Origin of the sequence: Phytobacter sp. SCO41, from assembly GCF_003073275.1 — a bacterium.
Classification (GTDB): domain Bacteria; phylum Pseudomonadota; class Gammaproteobacteria; order Enterobacterales; family Enterobacteriaceae; genus Phytobacter; species Phytobacter diazotrophicus.
Map to the genome: position 1 here is coordinate 1,676,558 of NZ_CP027225.1, position 20,091 is coordinate 1,696,648.

Here is a 20,091-nt window from a genome sequence, read left to right on the forward strand (position 1 = left end):
CTCGCCGGTAGCCGCTTAGTCCGCCAGCAGTTGCAGCGCGGTATCTTCGTCCGTCACCAGCCCATTGACCCAGCCACCGACCAGGGCTGCGCGAATGGCGGCAAGTTTACGTTCCCCTCCGGCAAACCCGACCACTTTTCGTTGCGTGTGGCTGGTGAGCGGCACACTGGTCAGCATTGCATCCAGTTCGGAATCCAGGCGTACACCCTGATGGTTAAAGAAATGGCCAAGCATCTCGCCTGCGACATGCTGCGTCTCCAGATCTTTGACCTGGGCGTCGGTAATAAACCCCTCGGTGTTCAGCGGGCAACCCAATTTCACCTCGCCAATGCCAAGGAAAGTGACATCCGCGTTAAGCGCTCTTGCCGCCACGCGCTGGTAGATCTGATGCTGGCACCAACTGTTTTTATCTTCCGGGCTATCGGCATAGAGCGGCGCCGGAATGAAAAAATACTTACCCTGCATTTTTTCCGCCATTTTCAGCGGCACATCGTAACGGGTACCGGAGTCATCCCGTGCGATGGCGCCGATCATCGACACGCACTGATGCTGCGGTCGCTCCAGCGACGGCAGGGCGTCAATCACGGCGCGTAGCGTTTTACCGGAGCCGACACCAAAGACCTGCGGTTTCTCTTCACAGATAAATTGTGCCATCACCTGTGCCCCTTCAACGGCCAGCATCTGCTGAATGGCATCATCTTCCAGCCCGGCAGATGGCACTACGCGACACAGGTTGAGGGCATATTTTTCTTGCAGGTCATGCGCCAGTTTCAGACAACGGGTTACCGGATGGCTGATATTGACGGTAACCATCCCGGTTTCGCGGGCGCCGGAAATGAGCCGTTGTGCTACCTGGCGCGACAGCCCCAGCGCCGAGGCAATATCCTGTTGTGTTAATCCCGCCACGTAATACATCCATGCGGCACGGGCGGCGAGTTCCTGTTTTTTCTCTTCTTTGTTCATCACACATTCCCCTAATTTCCTGCCGCCATTGTACGCGCAATGGTCAGCTTAACAAAAATGGGCAAATGTCATTTTAAAGAGCAAAAGCTATTTTCGTGAGTTTCCTCGCAGAAAACCTTCGCATCTCACTACTAACATACATACAACAAACGGGCATAAGCCCGAAAATATGTCAAATGCTCAAAATTGAGGTGATGATTATGTCCGAGAAAAAAGCGGTGTGGATGCATATTGGTGCCGGGTCGTTTCATCGTGCTCATCAGGCGTGGTATCTGCACAAACTGATGGAGCAGGGGGATGACCGCTGGAGTATCGCGTTGGGAAATATTCGCGATGACGCCCGTGTGCTGCTGGGCCATCTCGCCGCGCAAAACGGTGAATATGTGCTGGAAACCGTGTCGCCGGAGGGCGAACGGCAGTACGAAACCATCACCTCAATTCGCAAAGTGTTGCCCTGGGATAGCGAAATTAGCGCACTGGTGAAACAGGGTGCCGATGCCGAAACGCGCGTCATCGCCTTTACGGTTACCGAAAGCGGTTACTACCTGACGCCCGAGCATGAGCTGGATCAGCAGCAGGCCGACATTCAGGCCGACCTGAACGGCGGGATCCGCACACTTTACGGCGCGCTGACCCGTATCCTGAAACAGCGTATTGCGCAGCATGGCAACCCCGTTACCTTGCTGAACTGCGACAACCTGCGCCATAACGGCGAGCGCTTTCGCCACGGCTTTCTCTCCTTCTTGCAGGCGAAGGGCGAAACCGAACTACGTCAGTGGGTAGAGAACAACACCACGTCACCCAATACCATGGTCGACCGCATCACTCCTCGCCCGACACCGGATGTGGCCGAGCGGGTACTGGCGGCAACCGGCATTAAAGACGCGGTACCGGTAATGGGCGAATCCTTTATTCAGTGGGTAATTGAAGATGATTTTATTAATGGCCGCCCGGCGCTCGAAAAGGTAGGGGTGGATCTGGTGGAATCCGTACTGCCCTGGGAAGAGGCGAAAATCCGCATTCTGAACGCTACCCATAGCTGCATCGCGTGGGCGGGAACGTTGATTGGTCTGAGCTTTATTGATGACAGCACCCGCCAGAGCGCCATTCGTCAGATGGCCTGGGAGTATGTCTCACGCGATGTCATTCCCTCACTGACGCCAAGTCCGCTCGATCTGGCGAAGTATCGCGATGTGGTACTGGCGCGCTTTAGCAACCCCTACATCAAAGACACTAACCAGCGCGTCGCCGCCGACGGTCTGTCCAAAATTCCTGGAATGGTCACGCCAACGCTTATCGAATGCTACAAACGCGGCGATGTCCCCTCTGCGACCGCCGTGCTGCCTGCACTGTTCTTCCTGTTCCTGAAACGCTGGGCCGACGGTTCTCTGCCCTATACCTATCAGGATGGCGTGATGCAACCCGATGCCGTACGCGCCGTTTTCAACGCGCCTGATCCGCTGGCGGTGTGGGCGGCGGACGACGCGCTGTTTGCTGGCCTTGCGACATCCGCAGAGTTCTTAACCCTGCTGCGTCGTACCGTCGCGGAACTGGAGCAGTGGATAAAACAACCTGAATCACAACTGGCGGCAGTGTAAGGGGGGCGCTATGTACCTGGGCATTGATATTGGCACCTCAGAATTAAAAGCGCTGCTCATTGACGGCGACGGTGAGATTGTCGCCTCGGCGCATGCCGCGCTGACGGTGCAACGTCCGCATCCGCACTGGGCGGAACAGGATCCACAGGCCTGGTGGCAGGCCTGTGGTCGGGTGGTCACCGAACTGCGCCAGCAGCATCCGCAGCAGTGGGCGGCTATTCGCGCCATCGGTCTGTCGGGGCAGATGCACGGTGCGGTACTGCTTGATAACGACGGCAACGTGCTACGTCCTTGCATTTTATGGAATGACACCCGCAGCGCCGACGAGTGCGCATGGCTGAGTGAGCATCATCCGGAAATGATGACTATCAGCGGCAACATGATTATGCCGGGGTTTACCGCGCCGAAGCTGGTGTGGGTGGCCCGTCACGAGCCGAACGTGTTCAGCCGGGTGGCAAAAGTACTGCTGCCAAAAGATTACCTGCGCTGGCGTTTAACCGGTGAGTTTGTCAGCGACCCGTCCGACGCGGCAGGCACCCTGTGGCTGGATGTGGAAAAACGCGACTGGTCAGACGAACTGCTTGCCATGACTGATCTCAACCGCAGCCAGATGCCGTCGCTGGTGGAAGGCAGCGCGCCCAGCGGGACGTTGCGTGCCGCGCTGGCTACCGAGTGGGGCTTAAGCTCCTCGGTGGTGGTCGCCGGGGGCGGGGGGGATAACGCCACCTCTGCCGTGGGCGTCGGCGCGGTGGCGCCGGGCGACGCGTTTATCTCTCTGGGGACGTCCGGGGTGATTTTCGTGGTCAACGATGCGCTGCAGGCAGACCCGGACTCTGGCGTACATGCCTTCTGCCATGCGCTCCCCGGACGCTGGCACCAGATGAGCGTGATGCTGAGCGCCGCCAGTTGTCTGCGATGGATCTGTAATCTGCTTTCGGTCACCGAAAGCCAGTTGATGGACGAGATTGCCCAACTGACGGAAGAGGAACTGAAACGCGCGCCGGTATTCCTGCCTTATCTGTCGGGGGAGCGCACACCGCATAACGATCCGCTGGCGGCAGGGAGTTTTTTCAATCTGCGCCATGAAACCAGCCGCGCGCTGTTGGGTTACGCGGTGATTGAAGGCGTCACCTTCGGGCTGGCCGATGGACTGAATGTGCTGGGTAACGCCTCGATTTGCCAGTGCAGTCTGACGGGCGGTGGGGCGAGAAGCCCGCTGTGGGCGCAACTGATTGCCGATGTGCTGAACATTCCGATGGTCACGCATCCGGCAAGTTCTTCCGGTGCGCTGGGTGCTGCGCGTCTGGCCTGGCTGGCAGATGGCGGCGATGAGGCGAAAGTCTGTCTGAAACCCCCGGTGGTCACCCGTTTTACGCCGCAGCCTGAACGCGGTCAATGGCTGGCGAAACGGCTGGCGCTGTTCCGGCTGCTCTATCAGCAGCAACAGGTCGCCCGCACGTTACTGCCTTAAACCTCTAGCCCCGGCCTCTGTACCCTCGCCGGGGCATATCTCCCGGCTTATAAAGGAAGATTGTTATGCAATCTAATGAATACTGGTTTGGCTTACCGAAAAAACTGCTCTGGGGATTTGTGGCTATCGCGATTTTTATGGCTGGCGATGGCTTTGAAATGGCATTCTTATCAAAACATATAACCGATATGGGCTTCTCGCCTGCGCAGTCTGCTGTCGTCTTTACGATTTACGGCCTGGCGGCAGCGCTGGCGGCCTGGGCATCCGGCGTGGTGGCAGAACTCATCACCCCGCAACGCGCTATGACCATTGGCTGTGTCCTGTGGGTCATTATGCATGCCCTGTTTATGTCGATGGGACTGGGGATGCGTAACTACCCGCTGATGCTGCTGTTTTATGGTATTCGCGGCCTGGCCTATCCGATGTTTATCTACTCTTTCATGTTGATGCTGGTTCAGGTGCTGCCGCGCCCGAATCTGGCGGCGGCGACAGGCTGGTTCTGGGCCATGTATTCCATCGGCATTGGCGTGGTGGGCAGTTACCTGCCAAGCCTGACCATTCCGATGTTTGGCGAAACGGGGACGCTGTGGTTTGCCATCGTCTGGGTCGGCTGTGGTGGCCTGGTGGCGTTCTTTAGCCTGCGCAATGTGCCAGTGGACCGTTCGCGGGTGAATTTGCCGCTGCGCGACAAAATGACCGAGCTTTCCCGCGCGGCGACCATTCTGTTTACTAACCGCGATATCTTCTATGCCTGCCTGATTCGTATCATCAATACGCTGTCGCTGTTTGGTTTTGCGATTGTGATGCCGCTGCTGTTTGTTGATCGGCTGGGCTTTAGCATCTCTGAATGGCTGCAAATCTGGGCGGTGTTCTTCTTCGTCACCATTTTCACCAATATTTTCTGGGGGATCACCGGGGAATACATTGGCTGGATCCGCCAGGTGCGCTGGTTCGGCTGCCTGGGCATGGCCATCTCCAGCCTGACGTTTTACTACCTGCCGGTCTATGCCGGGCATAACTTCGCGGTGGCGCTGATTCCGGCAATCATGCTGGGGATTTTTGTTGCGGCTTTCGTGCCGATGACGGCGGTCTTCCCGACGCTGGAACCGCATCACAAAGGCGCGGCGGTCTCCATCTACAACCTCTCTGCCGGGATGAGCAACTTTGTCGCCCCGGCGATTGCCTCCGCACTGCTACCGTTTTTCGATATCGTAGGCGTGGTATGGGCCTACACCGGGCTCTATATCTTCGCCGGTGTGCTGACCTTAATCATCAAAGTGCCGCAGCCCAAACGCGTGCGCCAGGGACGTTCAGCGGAAGAGGTGGAACAGAGCGTGTAAACTGGCATAAGGCGCAGTGTCCCTGCGCCTTATCGTGTTTTTTCCAGGCGGTAAGCCCAGTCATCATAATCCACGCCGTTAATCGTATAGCCCTTTTCCAGCACCTGCCTACGCGTAAACCCCAGTTTCTCCAGTAGCCGCACCGAACCCTGATTCTCCGCCAGCACCCAGGCATTCAGCGCGGTGACGTGGGTCTGCGTAAAGGCATAATCCCGCATGGCTTTCAGCGCTTCACTGGCAATACCTTTCCCCTGTGCGAAAGGGGCAATGGCGTAGCCGATGTCGGCTTCCTGCGGATAGTGCGTACTGATATGCAGCCCAATATCACCCAGCGGTTCGCCATTTTTGTCGCGAATCACCCGGGCGTGATTATCGTTCAGGCGGGAGATAAACAGGGTGCGAATATCGTCTTCACAGGCAATGGCGCCCATAAAGCGCATGACATCCGGGCTTTGGCGTAGAGTGAGGAAAAAAGACCAGTCGGCCTCGGTAAACGCAGAGAGCGTCAGGCGCTCGGTGGTCAATATCATGGTTTCGCCATTCCGGTAGCAAAGCGTCTTAGCTTAGCACCGGAATGGCGCAGGTAAACGCCTTATAATGGTGGGGGTGTCACCACATCCTTGAGCGCTTCTTCTAAATCGAACCAGCGAAACGCGAACCCGGAGGCTTCAAGTCGTTTTGGCAGCGCGCGCTGGCCACCAAGGACCAGCACGGCGGACTCTCCCATCATCAGGCGCACGGTGGCGGCCGGGGCGTGCATAACCGCCGGGCGGTTAAGCGCATGTCCCAGCGCGTGAGCGAATTGTTCGTTACGTGCGGGGTAGGGCGAAACCATATTGAACGGGCCGCGCAGGTCGTTATTGAGCAGCCAGATGATGCCGTTAGCCATATCGTCGATATGAATCCAGGACATGTACTGGTGACCGGTACCGACCGGGCCGCCAAGCCCGACGCGAAAGAGTGGCAGCAATTTGGCAATTGCCCCGCCTTTGCGCGCAATCACAACGCCGGTGCGCAGTAAACAGACGCGGGTGCGTTCACTTTCCGCACCGCTGGCAATTTGCTCCCAGCGGGCGCACAGTTCGTGGGTAAATTCGTTATGCGGCGTCTCGTCTTCCGTGATCACCGCATCTCCCGTATCGCCGTAATAACCGACAGCAGAGCCGGAGATAAATACTTCCGGTGGATTCGCGCTGGCGAGGGTGAGATCGACCAGCCTCTGGGTTATTTTCCAGCGGCTTTCACACAGGCGCTGTTTTTGCTCATCGCTCCAGCGCTTTTCGGCAATCGGTTCGCCCGCCAGATTGATGACGGCGTCGAAATCGTTGAGGTCAGTGAGATCGTCCAGACCTGGTAGCAGCGCCACCGTATCGCCAAGCGTTTGCTGCGCTTTGGCGGGGTCGCGTGTCACCACGGTGATGGAATGGTCCAGCTCTTGTAAACGAGGAATCAAAAAACGACCAATCAGGCCTGTACCACCGGTAATCAGAATCTTCATGCAACCTCCAGGGCTACGCTTGACGACGCCAGCTCATGGTCATGGACACAGAGTCGGCGTAACGCAATGCGTGAAGTTTATCGATCTCAACCTCAGCATAAGTGACCCAGTGATGTTCGCGTGCGATATTCAGCACATCCTGAGTTAATTTTTCCAATAACGAGAAGCGGTTACTCTCGACATGGTGAATTATGCTTTTAGTTATCGTGCGGTAGTTTAGCGCGTCATTGATATCTTCGCTGGCGCGGGCCTTATCGGCCGGGTAATGGATGATGACATTGATAATGATATCCTGACGGTTGGTGACCTCTTCTTCTTTGATACCGATAAATGTGCGCAGGCGCAGATTTTTAATCCGAATAATGGCGTCTGGTTGTGACATTGCAGGCTTCCCTCAGTAATAACAGTCTCATCATACACAAGGAAAACATTGCTGCCATTTAGATTTACTGCGCTTTCGCCAGCGCGAGTATCGCCACAGGCCGGGTGCGAATACGCTCAAATCTGTTATTCACCGCCGGGTCATTATCCAGTACGATTCGCTGCCGCTGGTGGGCATGAATCTATGACCAATGCTTTAACGCTCGCCTTTGCTGATATCCACCCGAATAAGCCGCCAGACAAGCTCCGCTTCTTCAAGAAAAAGCGTGATTTTTGCCCGCAAGAGGTTGCAGCGTAAAAGAGAACAATCTTTTTTTACCCCATGGCGCAATAGGGGGTTTTAATGAGTATAAGCGTTACTTATCGGCCTTGAGTTTTGATCAAGTGACACTCTTAACAAGACGTTATATTTTGATGAAAAACCTAATCGTTGAGAGGATGTTATGAGTGAGTCGACAATCACGTTGTGGTCAGATGCGGATTTTTTCTCCCCTTATGTCATGTCTGCTTATGTTGCGCTGCAGGAAAAAGCGTTGCCCTTTACCCTGAAAACCATTGATTTGGAACACGGCGAGCAGCAGAAGACGGGATGGACTGGCTATCATCTTACTCGCCGCGTGCCGGTACTGGAAATTGACGGTTTCGAGCTCAGCGAATCCTCGGCAATTGATGAGTATCTGGAAGAGCGCTTTGCACCGCCGGAATATGAACGTATCTACCCTCACGACTTACAAAAACGCGCCCGTGCCCGTCAGGTGCAGGCGTGGATCCGCAGCGATTTGATGCCGATTCGCGAAGAGCGCAGCACCGACGTGATTTTCGCCGGAGCGAAGAAAGCGCCGCTCAGCGCCGCAGGCCAGCAGAGTGCCGCCAAACTCTTTGCCCTTGCTGGGGAATTACTGGCGCACGGTAAACCGAATCTGTTTGGCGAGTGGTGTATCGCCGATGCCGATCTGGCCCTGATGATTAACCGGCTGGTGATGAACGGCGATGAGGTGCCGGAGCGTCTGGTGGATTACGCCACCTTCCAGTGGCAGCGCTCCTCAATACAACGCTATGTCGCACTGTCGGCGAAGCGTGCGGGCTGAGACCTGGCCGCACTTGCGGTATGATACGGCATTCTCTTTAACCTGAGGTGTAGTGATGAAACTGATGTTCGCATCCGATATTCATGGCTCGCTACCTGCTACCGAACGCGTACTGGCGCTGTTTGCTGAAAGCGGGGTGCAGTGGTTAGTGATTTTGGGTGATGTGCTGAACCACGGGCCAAGAAACGCGCTGCCGCAAGGGTACGCGCCCGCGCAGGTGGCGGAGCTGCTGAATGAACACGCGTCGCGTATTATTGCGGTACGTGGCAACTGTGACAGCGAAGTCGATCAGATGCTGCTCAATTTCCCCATTACGGCCCCCTGGCAGCAAGTATTATTGCCTGACCAGCGGCTGTTTTTGACCCACGGTCACCTGTTCGGGCCGGATAATTTACCGCCGCTGGCGCAGGGTGACGTGCTGGTCTATGGTCATACTCATCTGCCGGTGGCGCAGCGGCAGGGTGACATTTTTCACTTTAATCCGGGCTCGGTGAGTATTCCCAAAGGGGGATTCGACGCCAGTTACGGCATGCTGGAAGAGGGTGTTTTGCGCGTAATGGCACTGAATGATAAGCGGCTTATTGCACAGGTCGCGATTAATCCGTAAGTTACCCTTCAACTAAAACGCGCCATAAGAGCGCAATGACGAGACATTTCTGATGGTGGAACCGAATCATTTTACAGGCACGGAGTGGGTGGATATTGTCAGCGAGGACAACGAAGTCATCGCCCAGGCGAGTCGCGAGCAAATGCGCGCGCAATGTTTGCGCCACCGCGCGACCTATATTGTCGTCCATGATGGGATGGGCAAGATCCTGGTTCAGCGCCGTACGGAAACCAAAGATTTTATGCCGGGTATGCTGGACGCCACCGCAGGCGGCGTTGTGCAGGCTGATGAAGTGTTGCTGGATTCCGCTCGCCGCGAAGCCGAAGAAGAGCTTGGTATTGCCGGTGTCCCGTTTGCTGAACATGGCACATTTTATTTTGAAGACGAACACTGCCGGGTGTGGGGCGGATTGTTTAGCTGTGTCTCTCATGGCCCGTTTGCCCTGCAGGAAGAGGAAGTGAGCGAAGTCTGGTGGATGACGCCGGAAGAGATCACCGCCCGCTGCGATGAATTCACCCAGGATTCGTTAAAAGCGCTGGCGCTGTGGATGAGCCGTAACGCCAGCAACTCTGTCGAAAAAGCCGAAGAAACAGAATAAGGTTACGGCGAAAAGCCTGGCCTGAACACGCGGTGAACTGAACACGTCAATGAGCCATGCTGATGAATAATCAGCGTGGCTTTTTTACGCACGGAAAAGGCGCGTAAAAAGAGCAGCGGAAAATTTAAGGTGACGGGTTTTCGCTTTTGTATTACCTTGAAAGGTTGCGAAAAATATAATGAAAAAGGAATTTTTATATGCTTTCAGCTATTCAACTGACACCCGATCAGACCTTTGAATTTCTCCTGAATGTTGCCATTACCCGTCCTGTCTTTTTATGGGGGGCGCCGGGGATTGGTAAAAGTGCCCTGGTGCGACGTTTTGCTGATGAGGTCGGAATGGAGTGCGTCTCGCTACTGGGTAGCCAGCTTGCGCCAGAAGACCTGCTGGGTATTCCACAAATTGACGGGCAGTGTTCGCGATTTTATCCCCCGGCAACTATTGTCCGTGACAAACCCTTCGTTTTATTCCTGGATGAGCTGAACGCCTCCTCCCATGAAATTCAGAAAGCTTTTTATTCGTTAATTCTGGAGCAGCGTATTGGTGAGTATCGGCTGCCGGAGGGCACCGTCGTCATTGGTGCTGGGAACCGTGCTAAAGATGCGGCCATCGTGAAACCGATGCCCTCGGCGTTGATCAACCGCATGGTGCATGTCCATCTGCGCGCCGACCATCGTCAGTGGCTGCACTGGGCTATCAATGAATCCTCCATTCACCCCTGGGTTGTGGAGTATATTCAGCTACGTCCGGATCAACTCTGGAATGAGCCACCGAAGCATGAAGAACCTTTTTCGACGCCACGCAGTTGGCACATGCTTTCTGATGCCCTTAAATCATTTGGTGAGGCTATCAGTGATGAGATGCTGGAAGCCTTGATTTATGGTCTTTTATCGCCTGCACATGCGGCGAGTTTTAAAGGGTTTATCAAACAGATTCGCCAAAAACATACCGTTTCCTCCATTCTTAAAGGCGATGCGAACTGGCCGGACGATCCTGCCGATCGCGACATTCTCTATTTCCTTGCCCAATCTTTCCGTACCCATCTTTATAAAGAGCTGCCCGAAACGGACAAGGCATTGCGTAATGAGCACAAGCAGCTTGCGATACGAGCGAAAGACTGTCTGAAAACGCTGGCGAGAATCAGCGTTGAGATTGCGCAATCCGTGATGAGTGAAGACGAAAATGGCAAAAAGCTTCCGGCCTGGTTTTTACTGGAGGTTGCACGCGATCTTCCTCGCCTGGCGGTAAGGAATTAAGGACGATGAAACGCAAAACGGAGCGCAACCCTGCGCTCGATGCCTGTCAGGCAGGGTTGCAGATTATTGCATGGCATCCGTTGTTCTCGCCCATTTTCGCTCACATCTATGTGCGTTTTGACCATACGCACGCGCAGGTGAGTGCGAAAAACTGGCTGGCAATCAGCAATGATGGCTATTTGTGGCTTAATGCAAAGCGCCATGCCCGGCCAGAACAATGGGCGCGGATGGTTGCCCAGGCGCTGGCGGCGCTGGGGTTTGGTTATATCACCCCCCGGACGCCTGCGGCTACCTGGGAGCTGGCAGTACTGATTTCTACAATGCATTTTTGCGAAGGCCTTAAAATCGGCCCATTGCCAGAAGAGTTGCAGTCTTACCTTTTCCCCCAGGACATACACAGCGACGCGGAGCTTCTGTTTCGCCAGTTGCAGGAAGAGGGTATTTCTGAATCGCTTGCCCGCTGGCAGGCCATCTATTGCGGCGAGCAACGTCATTTTGTCCACGTTGAAAAATCATCGCGCTATCATTCCGTCAACTGGCAGGAACTTCTGGCGGATGGCCTGAGCAATAGCGTCAGCCAGGCACTCGAACAGGTCGGGGGGTACCAGCCGCAGCAGGGGCAGAAATATAAGCTGACGTTAGCGCAGAAAGCCCGACAACAGATAATGACCCTTTATCCCTTGCTGGGCGCGCTGGCGGCAGGATTCGACATTGAAGAAGATGCGAAATTATGCAGCCAGTATGATATCGCGGTGGCAGCGATTGACGTCGGTATTGGCAAAATTTGGATCAACCCGACGGCCCGCTTAAACCAGGCTGAGATGCTCTTTGTTTTTGCCCACGAGTTGTTACATGCAGGGTTGAACCATGCATCCCGGCGCCGCGGACGCGACGCGGAACTGTGGAATGTGGCCTGTGATTTTATCATCAACGACTGGCTTATTGAGATGCAGGTTGGCGCGCCGCCGGAGCTGGGATTGCTCTATGACGCCCAGTTTAGGGGGATGTCGGCAGAAGAAATTTATGACTCGCTCGCCATGGATATGCGCCGGTCACGTAAACTTATCACCCTCAGGGGCAGGGCGGGGGGCGATATCCTGGGCGAGGATGGCGATCCGCGATTTACGAATGCCGAGGCCTATTGTCGTCGGGCCTTGTATCAGGGGATGGAGCGTTGTCTGTATGGTCAGAGCCGGGGGGCGCTGCCTGCGGGATTGATTGAAGAAATCCGCAGCCTGGCGCAACCGCCTGTCCCCTGGGATGTCGCCCTGGCTGAGTGGTTCGATGAGCATTTCCCGCCGCCCGAGCGACGTCGTACCTATGCGCGTCCGTCTCGCCGTCAGAGTGCGACACCGGATATCCCCCGGCCAGCTATTCAAGCCCCGAGCGAAGAAGAACGGCATTCGCGCGTTTTTGGCGTCGTTCTGGATACGTCCGGATCGATGGATCCTCAGTTGCTGGGCAAGGCGCTTGGTGCCATCGCCAGTTATTCACTGGCGCGCGAGGTGTTTGCCGTGCGCTTTATTTGTTGTGATGCAAAAGCTTACGATCGCGGGTGGGTCCAGCCTGAACAACTCCTTCACCATTTTACGTTGCAAGGGAGAGGCGGTACCGTCTTGCAGCCGGGTATTGAATTACTGGATAGCCTGGCGTTGCGCGGAGATTTTCCACGTGGAGGGCCATTACTGATCATTACCGACGGGTTTTGCGAGAATAATGTCTCGGTGAAAATGGAGCATGCCTGGTTATTGCCACAGAATCGTCGGCTGCTCTTTGTCCCGCGAGGAAAAGTGTTTTCGCTAAGCTAAAAAAAAGCTCCTGCATGCAGGAGCTTTTTTCAGTTAACGGCAATTATTTCTGCTGAGCAGACTGAATTGCAGTCAGTGCGATGGTGTAGACGATATCGTCAACCAGTGCGCCACGTGACAGGTCGTTAACCGGTTTGCGCATACCCTGCAGCATCGGCCCGATGGAGATCAGGTCAGCAGAACGCTGTACCGCTTTGTAGGTGGTGTTACCGGTGTTCAGATCCGGGAAGATGAACACGGTAGCGCGACCTGCAACCGGGGAGTTCGGTGCTTTGGATTTCGCAACGTCGGCCATAACGGCCGCGTCGTACTGCAGCGGACCGTCGATAACCAGATCCGGGCGTTTTTCCTGCGCCAGACGAGTTGCTTCGCGGACTTTCTCAACATCGCTACCCGCGCCGGAGTTACCGGTAGAGTAGGAGAGCATTGCCACGCGCGGTTCGATGCCAAAGGCAGCAGCGGAATCAGCGGACTGAATCGCGATTTCTGCCAGTTGCTCAGCGGTCGGATCCGGGTTGATTGCACAGTCACCGTAAACGTAAACCTGTTCCGGCAGCAGCATAAAGAACACGGAAGAGACCAGAGAACTGCCCGGCGCCGTTTTGATCAACTGCAGCGGCGGACGAATGGTGTTCGCCGTGGTGTGAACCGCACCGGAAACCAGACCGTCAACTTCGTCCTGCTCCAGCATCAGGGTACCCAGAACAACGTTGTCTTCCAGTTGTTCGCGGGCAACCGCTTCGGTCATACCCTTGCTCTTACGCAGTTCAACCAGGCGTGCCACGTAGCTTTCACGTACCACTTCCGGATCAACAATTTCGATGCCCGTACCCAGTTCAACGCCTTGCGCCGCAGCAACACGGTTGATCTCTTCCGGGTTACCCAGCAGTACGCAGGTTGCGATACCGCGTTCAGCACAGATAGCCGCTGCTTTAACGGTACGCGGTTCGTCGCCTTCTGGCAGTACAACGCGTTTACCGGCTTTACGTGCCAGTTCGGTCAACTGATAACGGAAGGCAGGCGGAGAGAGGCGACGGCTACGTTCAGACGTGGCGGTCAGAGACTCGATCCAGTCTGCATTGATGTAGCTGGCAACGTATTCCTGAACTTTCTCGATACGCTGATGGTCATCAACCGGCACTTCCAGGTTGAAGCTCTGCAGGCTCAGAGAGGTCTGCCAGGTGTTGGTTTCAACCATGAATACCGGCAGGCCGGTTTCGAATGCGCGTTCGCACAGTTTGCTGACACGCGGGTCCATTTCGTAGGCACCAGTCAGCAGGATCGCGCCGATTTCAACGCCGTTCATCGCGGCCAGACATGCGGCAACCAGCACGTCAGGACGGTCTGCGGAAGTCACCAGCAGAGAACCTGCGCGGAAGTGTTCCAGCATGTGCGGGATGCTACGCGCACAGAAGGTCACAGATTTCACGCGACGGGTGCTGATTTCACCTTCGTTAACGATGGTCGCATTCAGGTGACGCGCCATGTCGATTGCGCGGGTCGCAATCAGGTCGAAGCTCCATGGTACTGCGCCGAGTACAGGCAGCGGGCTGGAAGCCGCCAGGCTTGCCGGGTCAACTTTGATCACTTTCGCTTTAGAGGAGTCATCAAAGATTTCAGACAGATCCGGGCGAGTACGGCCCTGATCGTCAACCGGTGCGTTCAGTTTATTAACGATAACGCCGGTGATGTTGGTGTTTTTCGCGCCGCCGAAGCTGCTGCGGGTCAGTTCGATACGCTCTTTCAGTTGTTCCTGAGTATCGGTGCCCTGAGACATCACGAACACGATTTCCGCGTTCAGGGTTTTCGCGATTTCAAAGTTCAGAGACTGAGCAAACTGGTGTTTGCGGGTCGGGACCAGACCTTCAACCAGCACAACCTCAGCGTCTTTGCTGTTCTCGTGGTAGCGTGCGACGATTTCTTCCATCAGCACGTCTTTCTGGTTGCTGGAGAGCAGGGACTCAACGTAGCTCATCTTCAACGGTTCTGCCGCTGGCAGGCCGGAGTTGGTGCGTACGATGGTGGTGGTCTGGTCTGGCGCATCGCCGCCAGCGCGTGGCTGGGCGATAGGTTTAAAGACGCTCAGACGAACGCCTTTGCGTTCCATAGCACGGATCACGCCCAGGCTGACGCTGGTCAGGCCGACGCTGGTTCCGGTAGGGATCAGCATGATAATACGGGACACGGTTAATCCTCTTTTCGTTACCGTCATTTCTGACGGGTTACAAAACAGCACCGCCAGCTAAGCTGGCGGTGTGAAATCAGGCAGTCAGACGGCTCGCGTCTTGCGCGATAACCAGCTCTTCGTTTGTCGGGATAACAACAGCCGGACGAGTGCCTTCTTTGTTGATGAAGCCAGACTTACCGAAACGGGCAGCCAGGTTACGCTCGTGATCAACTTCGAAGCCCAGAACGCCCAGTTTGCCCAGGGACAGCTCGCGCACCATTGCTGCGTTTTCACCGATACCACCAGTGAACACAACTGCATCCAGACGACCATCCATCAGCGCAGTGTAGGAGCCGATGTATTTCGCCAGACGGTGGCAGTAAACGTCCATGGCACGTTTTGCGTCTTCTTTATCTTTATAGTTATCTTCTACATAACGGCAGTCGCTGGTGACTTCGGTCAGACCCAGCAGGCCGGACTCTTTGGTCAGCATTTTGTTGATAGCTTCAACGCTCATGCCCAGGGTGTCATGCAGGTGGAAAATGATAGCCGGGTCGATATCACCAGAACGGGTACCCATCACCAGACCTTCCAGCGGGGTCAGACCCATGGAGGTGTCAACGCATTTGCCGTTGCGGATGGCGGATACAGAACCACCGTTGCCCAGGTGGCAGGTGATGATGTTCAGTTCTTCAACTGGTTTGTTCAGAACTTTAGCGGCTTCCTGGGTCACATAGTAGTGGCTGGTGCCGTGCGCGCCGTAACGACGAACGCCGTGCTCTTTGTATAATTTGTACGGCAGAGCATAGAGGTAAGACTCTTCCGGCATGGTGGTGTGGAATGCGGTGTCGAAAACGGCAACGTTTTTGTCTTTCAGGCTCGGGAAAGATTTCAGTGCTTCCGCGATGCCGATCAGGTGAGCCGGGTTGTGCAGCGGTGCAAATGAGGCTGCATCTTTAATGCCCTGAATAACGGACTCATCGATAACCACGGAGCTGGTGTATTTTTCGCCACCGTGCACGATACGGTGACCGATCGCTGTCAGTTGTGCGGACAGTTCTGGTTTTTGTGCCAGAATAGTGTTAACGATAAAGTTCAGCGCTTCACTGTGAGCGGCACCTGCACCTAAAGCCGCTTCTTGTTTACCACCGTCAATTTTCCATTTGATACGTGCTTCAGGAAGATGGAAACATTCGGCTAAACCAGAAAGGTACTCTTCACCGTTGGCTGCATCGATGATCGCGAATTTCAGTGAGGAGCTACCGCAGTTCAGAACCAGTACTAACTTACTCGACATGGAAGTACCTATTTATGATACGTGGCTAAAAAAACGTCAGTGAGTCTCACAGAATAACGGATGATGACGCTGACATTTATGATTAACATCATGCCTGATTAATTTTCTGGCATGATGGAAAGAATACTTAAGATTTTATGCCATTTTGCGCAAATTTCAGACAGTGGCATAATGGACTTCAAAGTTGACGAGCGACCACACTTCGTCTACGGCCTGTTAAGGCAGGCACAGGATACCTGATACCGTGCGCAATTGACAAAAAATTTTAACGTTGTCATGCACAGTTGTTGTTTTGCACAATTATTTTAATTTTTATATGTGAAGTTGAGGTAACGCCATGTCCACTTCAGAAAATCGCCCCGTCAATTTTTTTGGATTGTTTCGCCGGGGACAGCACTATGCGAAGACCTGGCCCATGGAAAAAAGCCTCGCCCCGCTATTTATTGAGAATCGGACGATACGCGCCACCCGTTATGCCATTCGCTTTATGCCGCCTGTTGCTGTGTTTACGCTGTGCTGGCAAATCGCTCTTGGCGGGCAATTAGGCCCGGCTGTCGCTACGGCGCTGTTTGCCCTGAGCCTGCCTATGCAAGGGCTGTGGTGGCTTGGTAAGCGCTCTGTCACGCCGTTGCCCCCATCAATTCTGCATTGGTTTTATGAAGTCCGCGGTAAATTGCAGGAGGCGGGGCAGGCGCTGGCGCCTGTCGAAGGTAAGCCGGATTATCAGGCATTAGCTGACACGCTTAAGCGCGCCTTCAAACAACTCGATAAAACTTTCCTTGATGACTTGTGATTGATCATCGAAACGGTCAGTAAAAAAAGGCACAGTAACCATTAATAGTTACCGTGTCTTTTTTTTAATCTTCAACGCGCACAGGAGTCGTAAGATGGAAATGACCAATGCCCAACGACTGATTTTGTCTAATCAGTATAAAATGATGACCATGATGGATCCTGCTAATGCCGAGCGCTATCGTCGCCTGCAGACCATTATCGAGCGCGGCTATGGTCTGCAAATGCGTGAGCTGGATCGTGAATTCGGTGAACTTAAAGAAGAAACCTGCCGTACTGTTATCGACATTATGGAGATGTACCACGCGTTACATGTCTCCTGGGCCAATCTGAAAGACGCGCAATCTATTGATGAACGCCGCGTCACCTTCTTGGGTTTTGATGCCGCCACCGAAGCGCGTTATCTCGGCTATGTACGCTTTATGGTCAATATTGAAGGGCGTTATACCCATTTCGATGCCGGTACACACGGCTTTAATGCCCAGACGCCAATGTGGGAAAAATACCAGCGTATGTTGAATGTATGGCACTCCTGCCCGCGCCAGTATCATCTGAGCGCGAATGAAATTAACCAAATTATTAATGCCTGAGGAGGCTCGCGTGCAGTGCAAAGGATTTCTGTTTGACCTGGATGGCACCCTGGTGAATTCGTTGCCCGTCGTGGAGCGGTCATGGTGCCGTTGGGCCGTCCGCTTCGGCATCGATCATGACGAAGTGCTTAATTTTATCCATGGCAAACAGGCCATTACTTCGTTACGTCACTTTATGGCCGGTCGCTCCGAAGAGGATATCGCAGCGGAGTTTACCTGGCTGGAGGAGATTGAAGCGACGGATACCGAAGGTGTCGTGGCCTTGCCCGGCGCGCTCGAGTTACTGAACCATCTCACTGAATCCCATATCCCGTGGGGCATCGTGACGTCGGGCTCCATCCCTGTTGCTCATGCCCGCCACCGGGCGGCGGGTTTGCCGATGCCGGATGTATTTGTCACGGCGGAGCAGGTTAAGCGCGGCAAGCCTGAGCCGGACCCGTACCTGCTTGGGGCAAAACTGCTGGATTTGCCGCCGCAAGAGTGTGTGGTGGTGGAAGACGCAGGGGCCGGTGTGCTTTCTGGCCTTGCAGCGAACTGCCATGTAATCGCGGTGAATGTGCCTGCCGATTCGCCGCGTCTGGATGAGGCGGACTTTGTGCTTGCTCGTCTGGATGAAGTGGTCGTGACAAAGCAGCCTGATGGTCATGTCGTTGTCAGACGAAAAGCCTGAGTCATGATGTAGCCCCGCACCGCCGGGGCTTTTTTATGGCAAGATGAATCACCCCATTTTAAACAAGGACATGTTGTGAACGGTGAGCTTATCTGGGTGTTATGCCTGTTGATGATAGCTGTCGTCCTCTTTGCGACGGGTAAAGTGCGCATGGATGCGGTGGCGTTGCTGGTCATTGTGGCGTTTATTCTGAGCGGGACGTTGACGATGACCGAGGCGTTGTCGGGTTTTAGCGATCCCAACGTTGTCTTGATCGCCGCGCTTTTCATTATTGGTGATGGACTGGTACGGACCGGCGTGGCGACCAGCATGGGGTCATGGCTGGTAAAAATGGCCGGCAGCAGCGAAATTAAAATGCTGGTTCTGCTGATGCTCACCGTCGCAGGGCTTGGGGCCTTTATGAGTTCCACAGGCGTGGTGGCGATTTTTATTCCGGTGGTGCTCAGCGTCTCGATGCGTATGCAAATCTCTCCCTCTCGTTTAATGATGCCGCTCAGCTTTGCCGGGCTTATCAGCGGCATGATGACGCTGGTGGCGACACCGCCAAATCTGGTGGTCAACAGCGAACTGCTACGTGAGGGGTTGGCCGGGTTCAGTTTTTTTAGCGTTACCCCGCTGGGGCTGGTGATTTTGCTGATGGGCATTGTCTATATGCTGCTGATGCGCTTTATGCTTAAGAGCGACAAAGACGACAGCCAGCGTGACGGCTGGAAACGACGTACCTTCCGCGACTTGATAAAAGAGTACCGGCTGACAGGGCGCGCCAGGCGCCTGGCAATTCGCCCGGGCTCCCCCTTAATTGGCCAGCGGCTGGACGATCTGAAACTGCGTGAACGCTATGGCGCGAATATTATTGGCGTTGAACGCTGGCGGCGTTTCCGCCGTGTGATTGTTAACGTTAATGGGGTATCGGAATTTCGCGCCCGCGATGTCTTACTCATTGATATGTCGGCGGCGGATGTCGATTTACGCGAATTCTGCGCCGAACAACTGCTGGAGCCGATGATTTTACGCGGTGAATACTTTTCCGACCAGGCTCTGGATGTGGGGATGGCGGAAGTTTCGCCGATACCAGAGACCGAGTTATTAGGTAAAACCGTACGTGAAATTGGCTTTCGTACCCGTTATGGCTTAAACGTGGTTGGGCTTAAACGTGACGGTGAGGCAATGCCCGGCGTTGTTGTCGATGAACCCCTGCAACTCGGGGATATTTTATTAGTGGTGGGTAACTGGAAGTTAATTAGCCAGTTGGGCCAGAAAGGACGAGAGTTTCTGGTTCTCAATATGCCCGTGGAAGAGAGCGCCGTCTCTCCTGCCCATAACCAGGCGCCTCATGCGATCTTCTGTCTGGTGCTGATGGTTGCGCTGATGCTGACAGATGAAATCCCCAATCCGGTGGCGGCAATCACGGCCTGCCTGCTGATGGGGAAATTCCGCTGTATTGATGCTGAGAGCGCCTATAAAGCCATTCACTGGCCAAGCCTTATTTTGATCGTCGGGATGATGCCCTTTGCGCTGGCGCTGCAAAAAACGGGTGGGGTAGATCTGGTCGTTAAAGCTTTACTCGATTTCGGCGGCAGCTATGGGCCCTATATGATGCTGGTATGCCTGTTTGTGTTGTGCGCCACTATCGGGCTATTTATCTCTAATACCGCGACGGCTGTCTTAATGGCGCCTATCGCGTTGGCGACGGCAAAATCGATGGGGGTCTCTCCTTATCCTTTCGCAATGGTTGTCGCGATGGCCGCATCGGCAGCCTTTATGACGCCGGTATCATCACCGGTAAATACGCTGGTTCTGGGGCCGGGTAATTATCAATTCAGCGATTTCGTTAAAATCGGCGTGCCGTTTACTCTGCTCGTCATGGCGGTGTGCGTCGTGTTGATCCCTGTTCTGTTTCCGTTTTAAAGGCTACCCCGGCGGCAGTGCGAGCGCCGGGGTAAACTTTTTCAGAGGGAGGGTAACGC

The 20,091-nt window shown here is 54.7% G+C and carries 18 protein-coding genes and 1 pseudogene; 12 read left to right on the forward strand and 7 right to left on the reverse strand.

Features of this window, described 5'->3' with window-relative positions:
• Positions 1-15: 15 nt before the first annotated feature.
• Positions 16-963 carry a sugar-binding transcriptional regulator gene (locus tag C5523_RS08125; RefSeq protein WP_039079859.1) on the reverse strand — a complete coding sequence of 316 codons (948 nt, stop codon included), beginning with the start codon at positions 961-963 and terminating at the stop codon, positions 16-18.
• Positions 964-1,163: 200 nt separating this feature from the next.
• On the opposite strand from C5523_RS08125, the gene dalD reads away from it, so the two are divergent.
• From dalD to C5523_RS08140, 3 genes are all read left to right on the forward strand, one after another.
• Entirely contained in the window at positions 1,164-2,561 is a 1,398-nt protein-coding gene (gene dalD / locus C5523_RS08130; RefSeq protein WP_071196221.1) for a D-arabinitol 4-dehydrogenase, read from the forward strand.
• 10 nt (positions 2,562-2,571) lie between these two features.
• Complete coding sequence (gene xylB / locus C5523_RS08135) at positions 2,572-4,032, forward strand: xylulokinase (RefSeq protein WP_108700913.1); 1,461 nt, start codon at positions 2,572-2,574, stop codon at positions 4,030-4,032.
• Positions 4,033-4,097: 65 nt separating this feature from the next.
• A complete protein-coding gene (locus C5523_RS08140; protein ID WP_108700914.1) occupies positions 4,098-5,372 on the forward strand; it encodes an MFS transporter in 1,275 nt (424 codons plus the stop codon).
• Between the two features lie 29 nt (positions 5,373-5,401).
• Here the strand turns inward: C5523_RS08140 and C5523_RS08145 are convergent, their stop codons facing one another.
• From C5523_RS08145 to C5523_RS27970, 4 genes and pseudogenes are all read right to left on the reverse strand, one after another.
• Entirely contained in the window at positions 5,402-5,902 is a 501-nt protein-coding gene (locus C5523_RS08145; RefSeq protein WP_108700915.1) for a GNAT family N-acetyltransferase, read from the reverse strand.
• 62 nt (positions 5,903-5,964) lie between these two features.
• A complete protein-coding gene (locus C5523_RS08150; RefSeq protein WP_039079863.1) occupies positions 5,965-6,870 on the reverse strand; it encodes a TIGR01777 family oxidoreductase in 906 nt (301 codons plus the stop codon).
• A gap of 13 nt (positions 6,871-6,883) precedes the next feature.
• Entirely contained in the window at positions 6,884-7,252 is a 369-nt protein-coding gene (folX, locus tag C5523_RS08155) for a dihydroneopterin triphosphate 2'-epimerase (RefSeq protein ID WP_079496243.1), read from the reverse strand.
• Between the two features lie 198 nt (positions 7,253-7,450).
• Positions 7,451-7,560, reverse strand: a pseudogene (locus C5523_RS27970) (thiol:disulfide oxidoreductase); the annotation flags it as partial.
• A gap of 134 nt (positions 7,561-7,694) precedes the next feature.
• Between C5523_RS27970 and yfcF the strand changes: the two are divergent.
• From yfcF to C5523_RS08185, 5 genes are all read left to right on the forward strand, one after another.
• Positions 7,695-8,339: a glutathione transferase gene (gene yfcF, locus C5523_RS08165; RefSeq protein WP_071196210.1), complete on the forward strand. Its 645-nt coding sequence runs from the start codon at positions 7,695-7,697 to the stop codon at positions 8,337-8,339.
• 55 nt (positions 8,340-8,394) lie between these two features.
• The gene (gene yfcE, locus C5523_RS08170; RefSeq protein WP_155525392.1) at positions 8,395-8,946 is read left to right on the forward strand and encodes a phosphodiesterase; all 552 of its coding nucleotides are present in this window, start codon (positions 8,395-8,397) and stop codon (positions 8,944-8,946) included.
• 52 nt (positions 8,947-8,998) lie between these two features.
• Entirely contained in the window at positions 8,999-9,544 is a 546-nt protein-coding gene (yfcD, locus tag C5523_RS08175) for an NUDIX hydrolase YfcD (protein ID WP_039079867.1), read from the forward strand.
• Between the two features lie 197 nt (positions 9,545-9,741).
• Positions 9,742-10,800 carry an AAA family ATPase gene (locus C5523_RS08180; protein ID WP_108700917.1) on the forward strand — a complete coding sequence of 353 codons (1,059 nt, stop codon included), beginning with the start codon at positions 9,742-9,744 and terminating at the stop codon, positions 10,798-10,800.
• A gap of 5 nt (positions 10,801-10,805) precedes the next feature.
• Positions 10,806-12,608, forward strand: a complete 1,803-nt coding sequence (locus C5523_RS08185; protein ID WP_108700918.1) for a VWA-like domain-containing protein — start codon at positions 10,806-10,808, stop codon at positions 12,606-12,608.
• Between the two features lie 43 nt (positions 12,609-12,651).
• Here C5523_RS08185 and pta read toward each other — a convergent pair whose 3' ends face one another.
• The gene (gene pta / locus C5523_RS08190) at positions 12,652-14,793 is read right to left on the reverse strand and encodes a phosphate acetyltransferase (RefSeq protein WP_039079870.1); all 2,142 of its coding nucleotides are present in this window, start codon (positions 14,791-14,793) and stop codon (positions 12,652-12,654) included.
• 76 nt (positions 14,794-14,869) lie between these two features.
• Positions 14,870-16,072: an acetate kinase gene (gene ackA / locus C5523_RS08195; protein ID WP_039079871.1), complete on the reverse strand. Its 1,203-nt coding sequence runs from the start codon at positions 16,070-16,072 to the stop codon at positions 14,870-14,872.
• 337 nt (positions 16,073-16,409) lie between these two features.
• Here ackA and yfbV point away from each other — a divergent pair, with 337 nt between their 5' ends.
• From yfbV to C5523_RS08215, 4 genes are all read left to right on the forward strand, one after another.
• Positions 16,410-16,865, forward strand: coding sequence for a terminus macrodomain insulation protein YfbV (gene yfbV / locus C5523_RS08200; protein WP_039079872.1), 456 nt, complete (start codon positions 16,410-16,412; stop codon positions 16,863-16,865).
• Between the two features lie 94 nt (positions 16,866-16,959).
• A complete protein-coding gene (locus C5523_RS08205) occupies positions 16,960-17,454 on the forward strand; it encodes a YfbU family protein (protein ID WP_039079873.1) in 495 nt (164 codons plus the stop codon).
• Complete coding sequence (locus tag C5523_RS08210) at positions 17,447-18,124, forward strand: sugar phosphatase (protein ID WP_108700919.1); 678 nt, start codon at positions 17,447-17,449, stop codon at positions 18,122-18,124. Before C5523_RS08205 ends, C5523_RS08210 begins: the two co-directional genes overlap by 8 nt.
• A gap of 75 nt (positions 18,125-18,199) precedes the next feature.
• Entirely contained in the window at positions 18,200-20,032 is a 1,833-nt protein-coding gene (locus C5523_RS08215) for an SLC13 family permease (protein WP_108700920.1), read from the forward strand.
• The last annotated feature ends 59 nt before the right edge of the window (positions 20,033-20,091 follow it).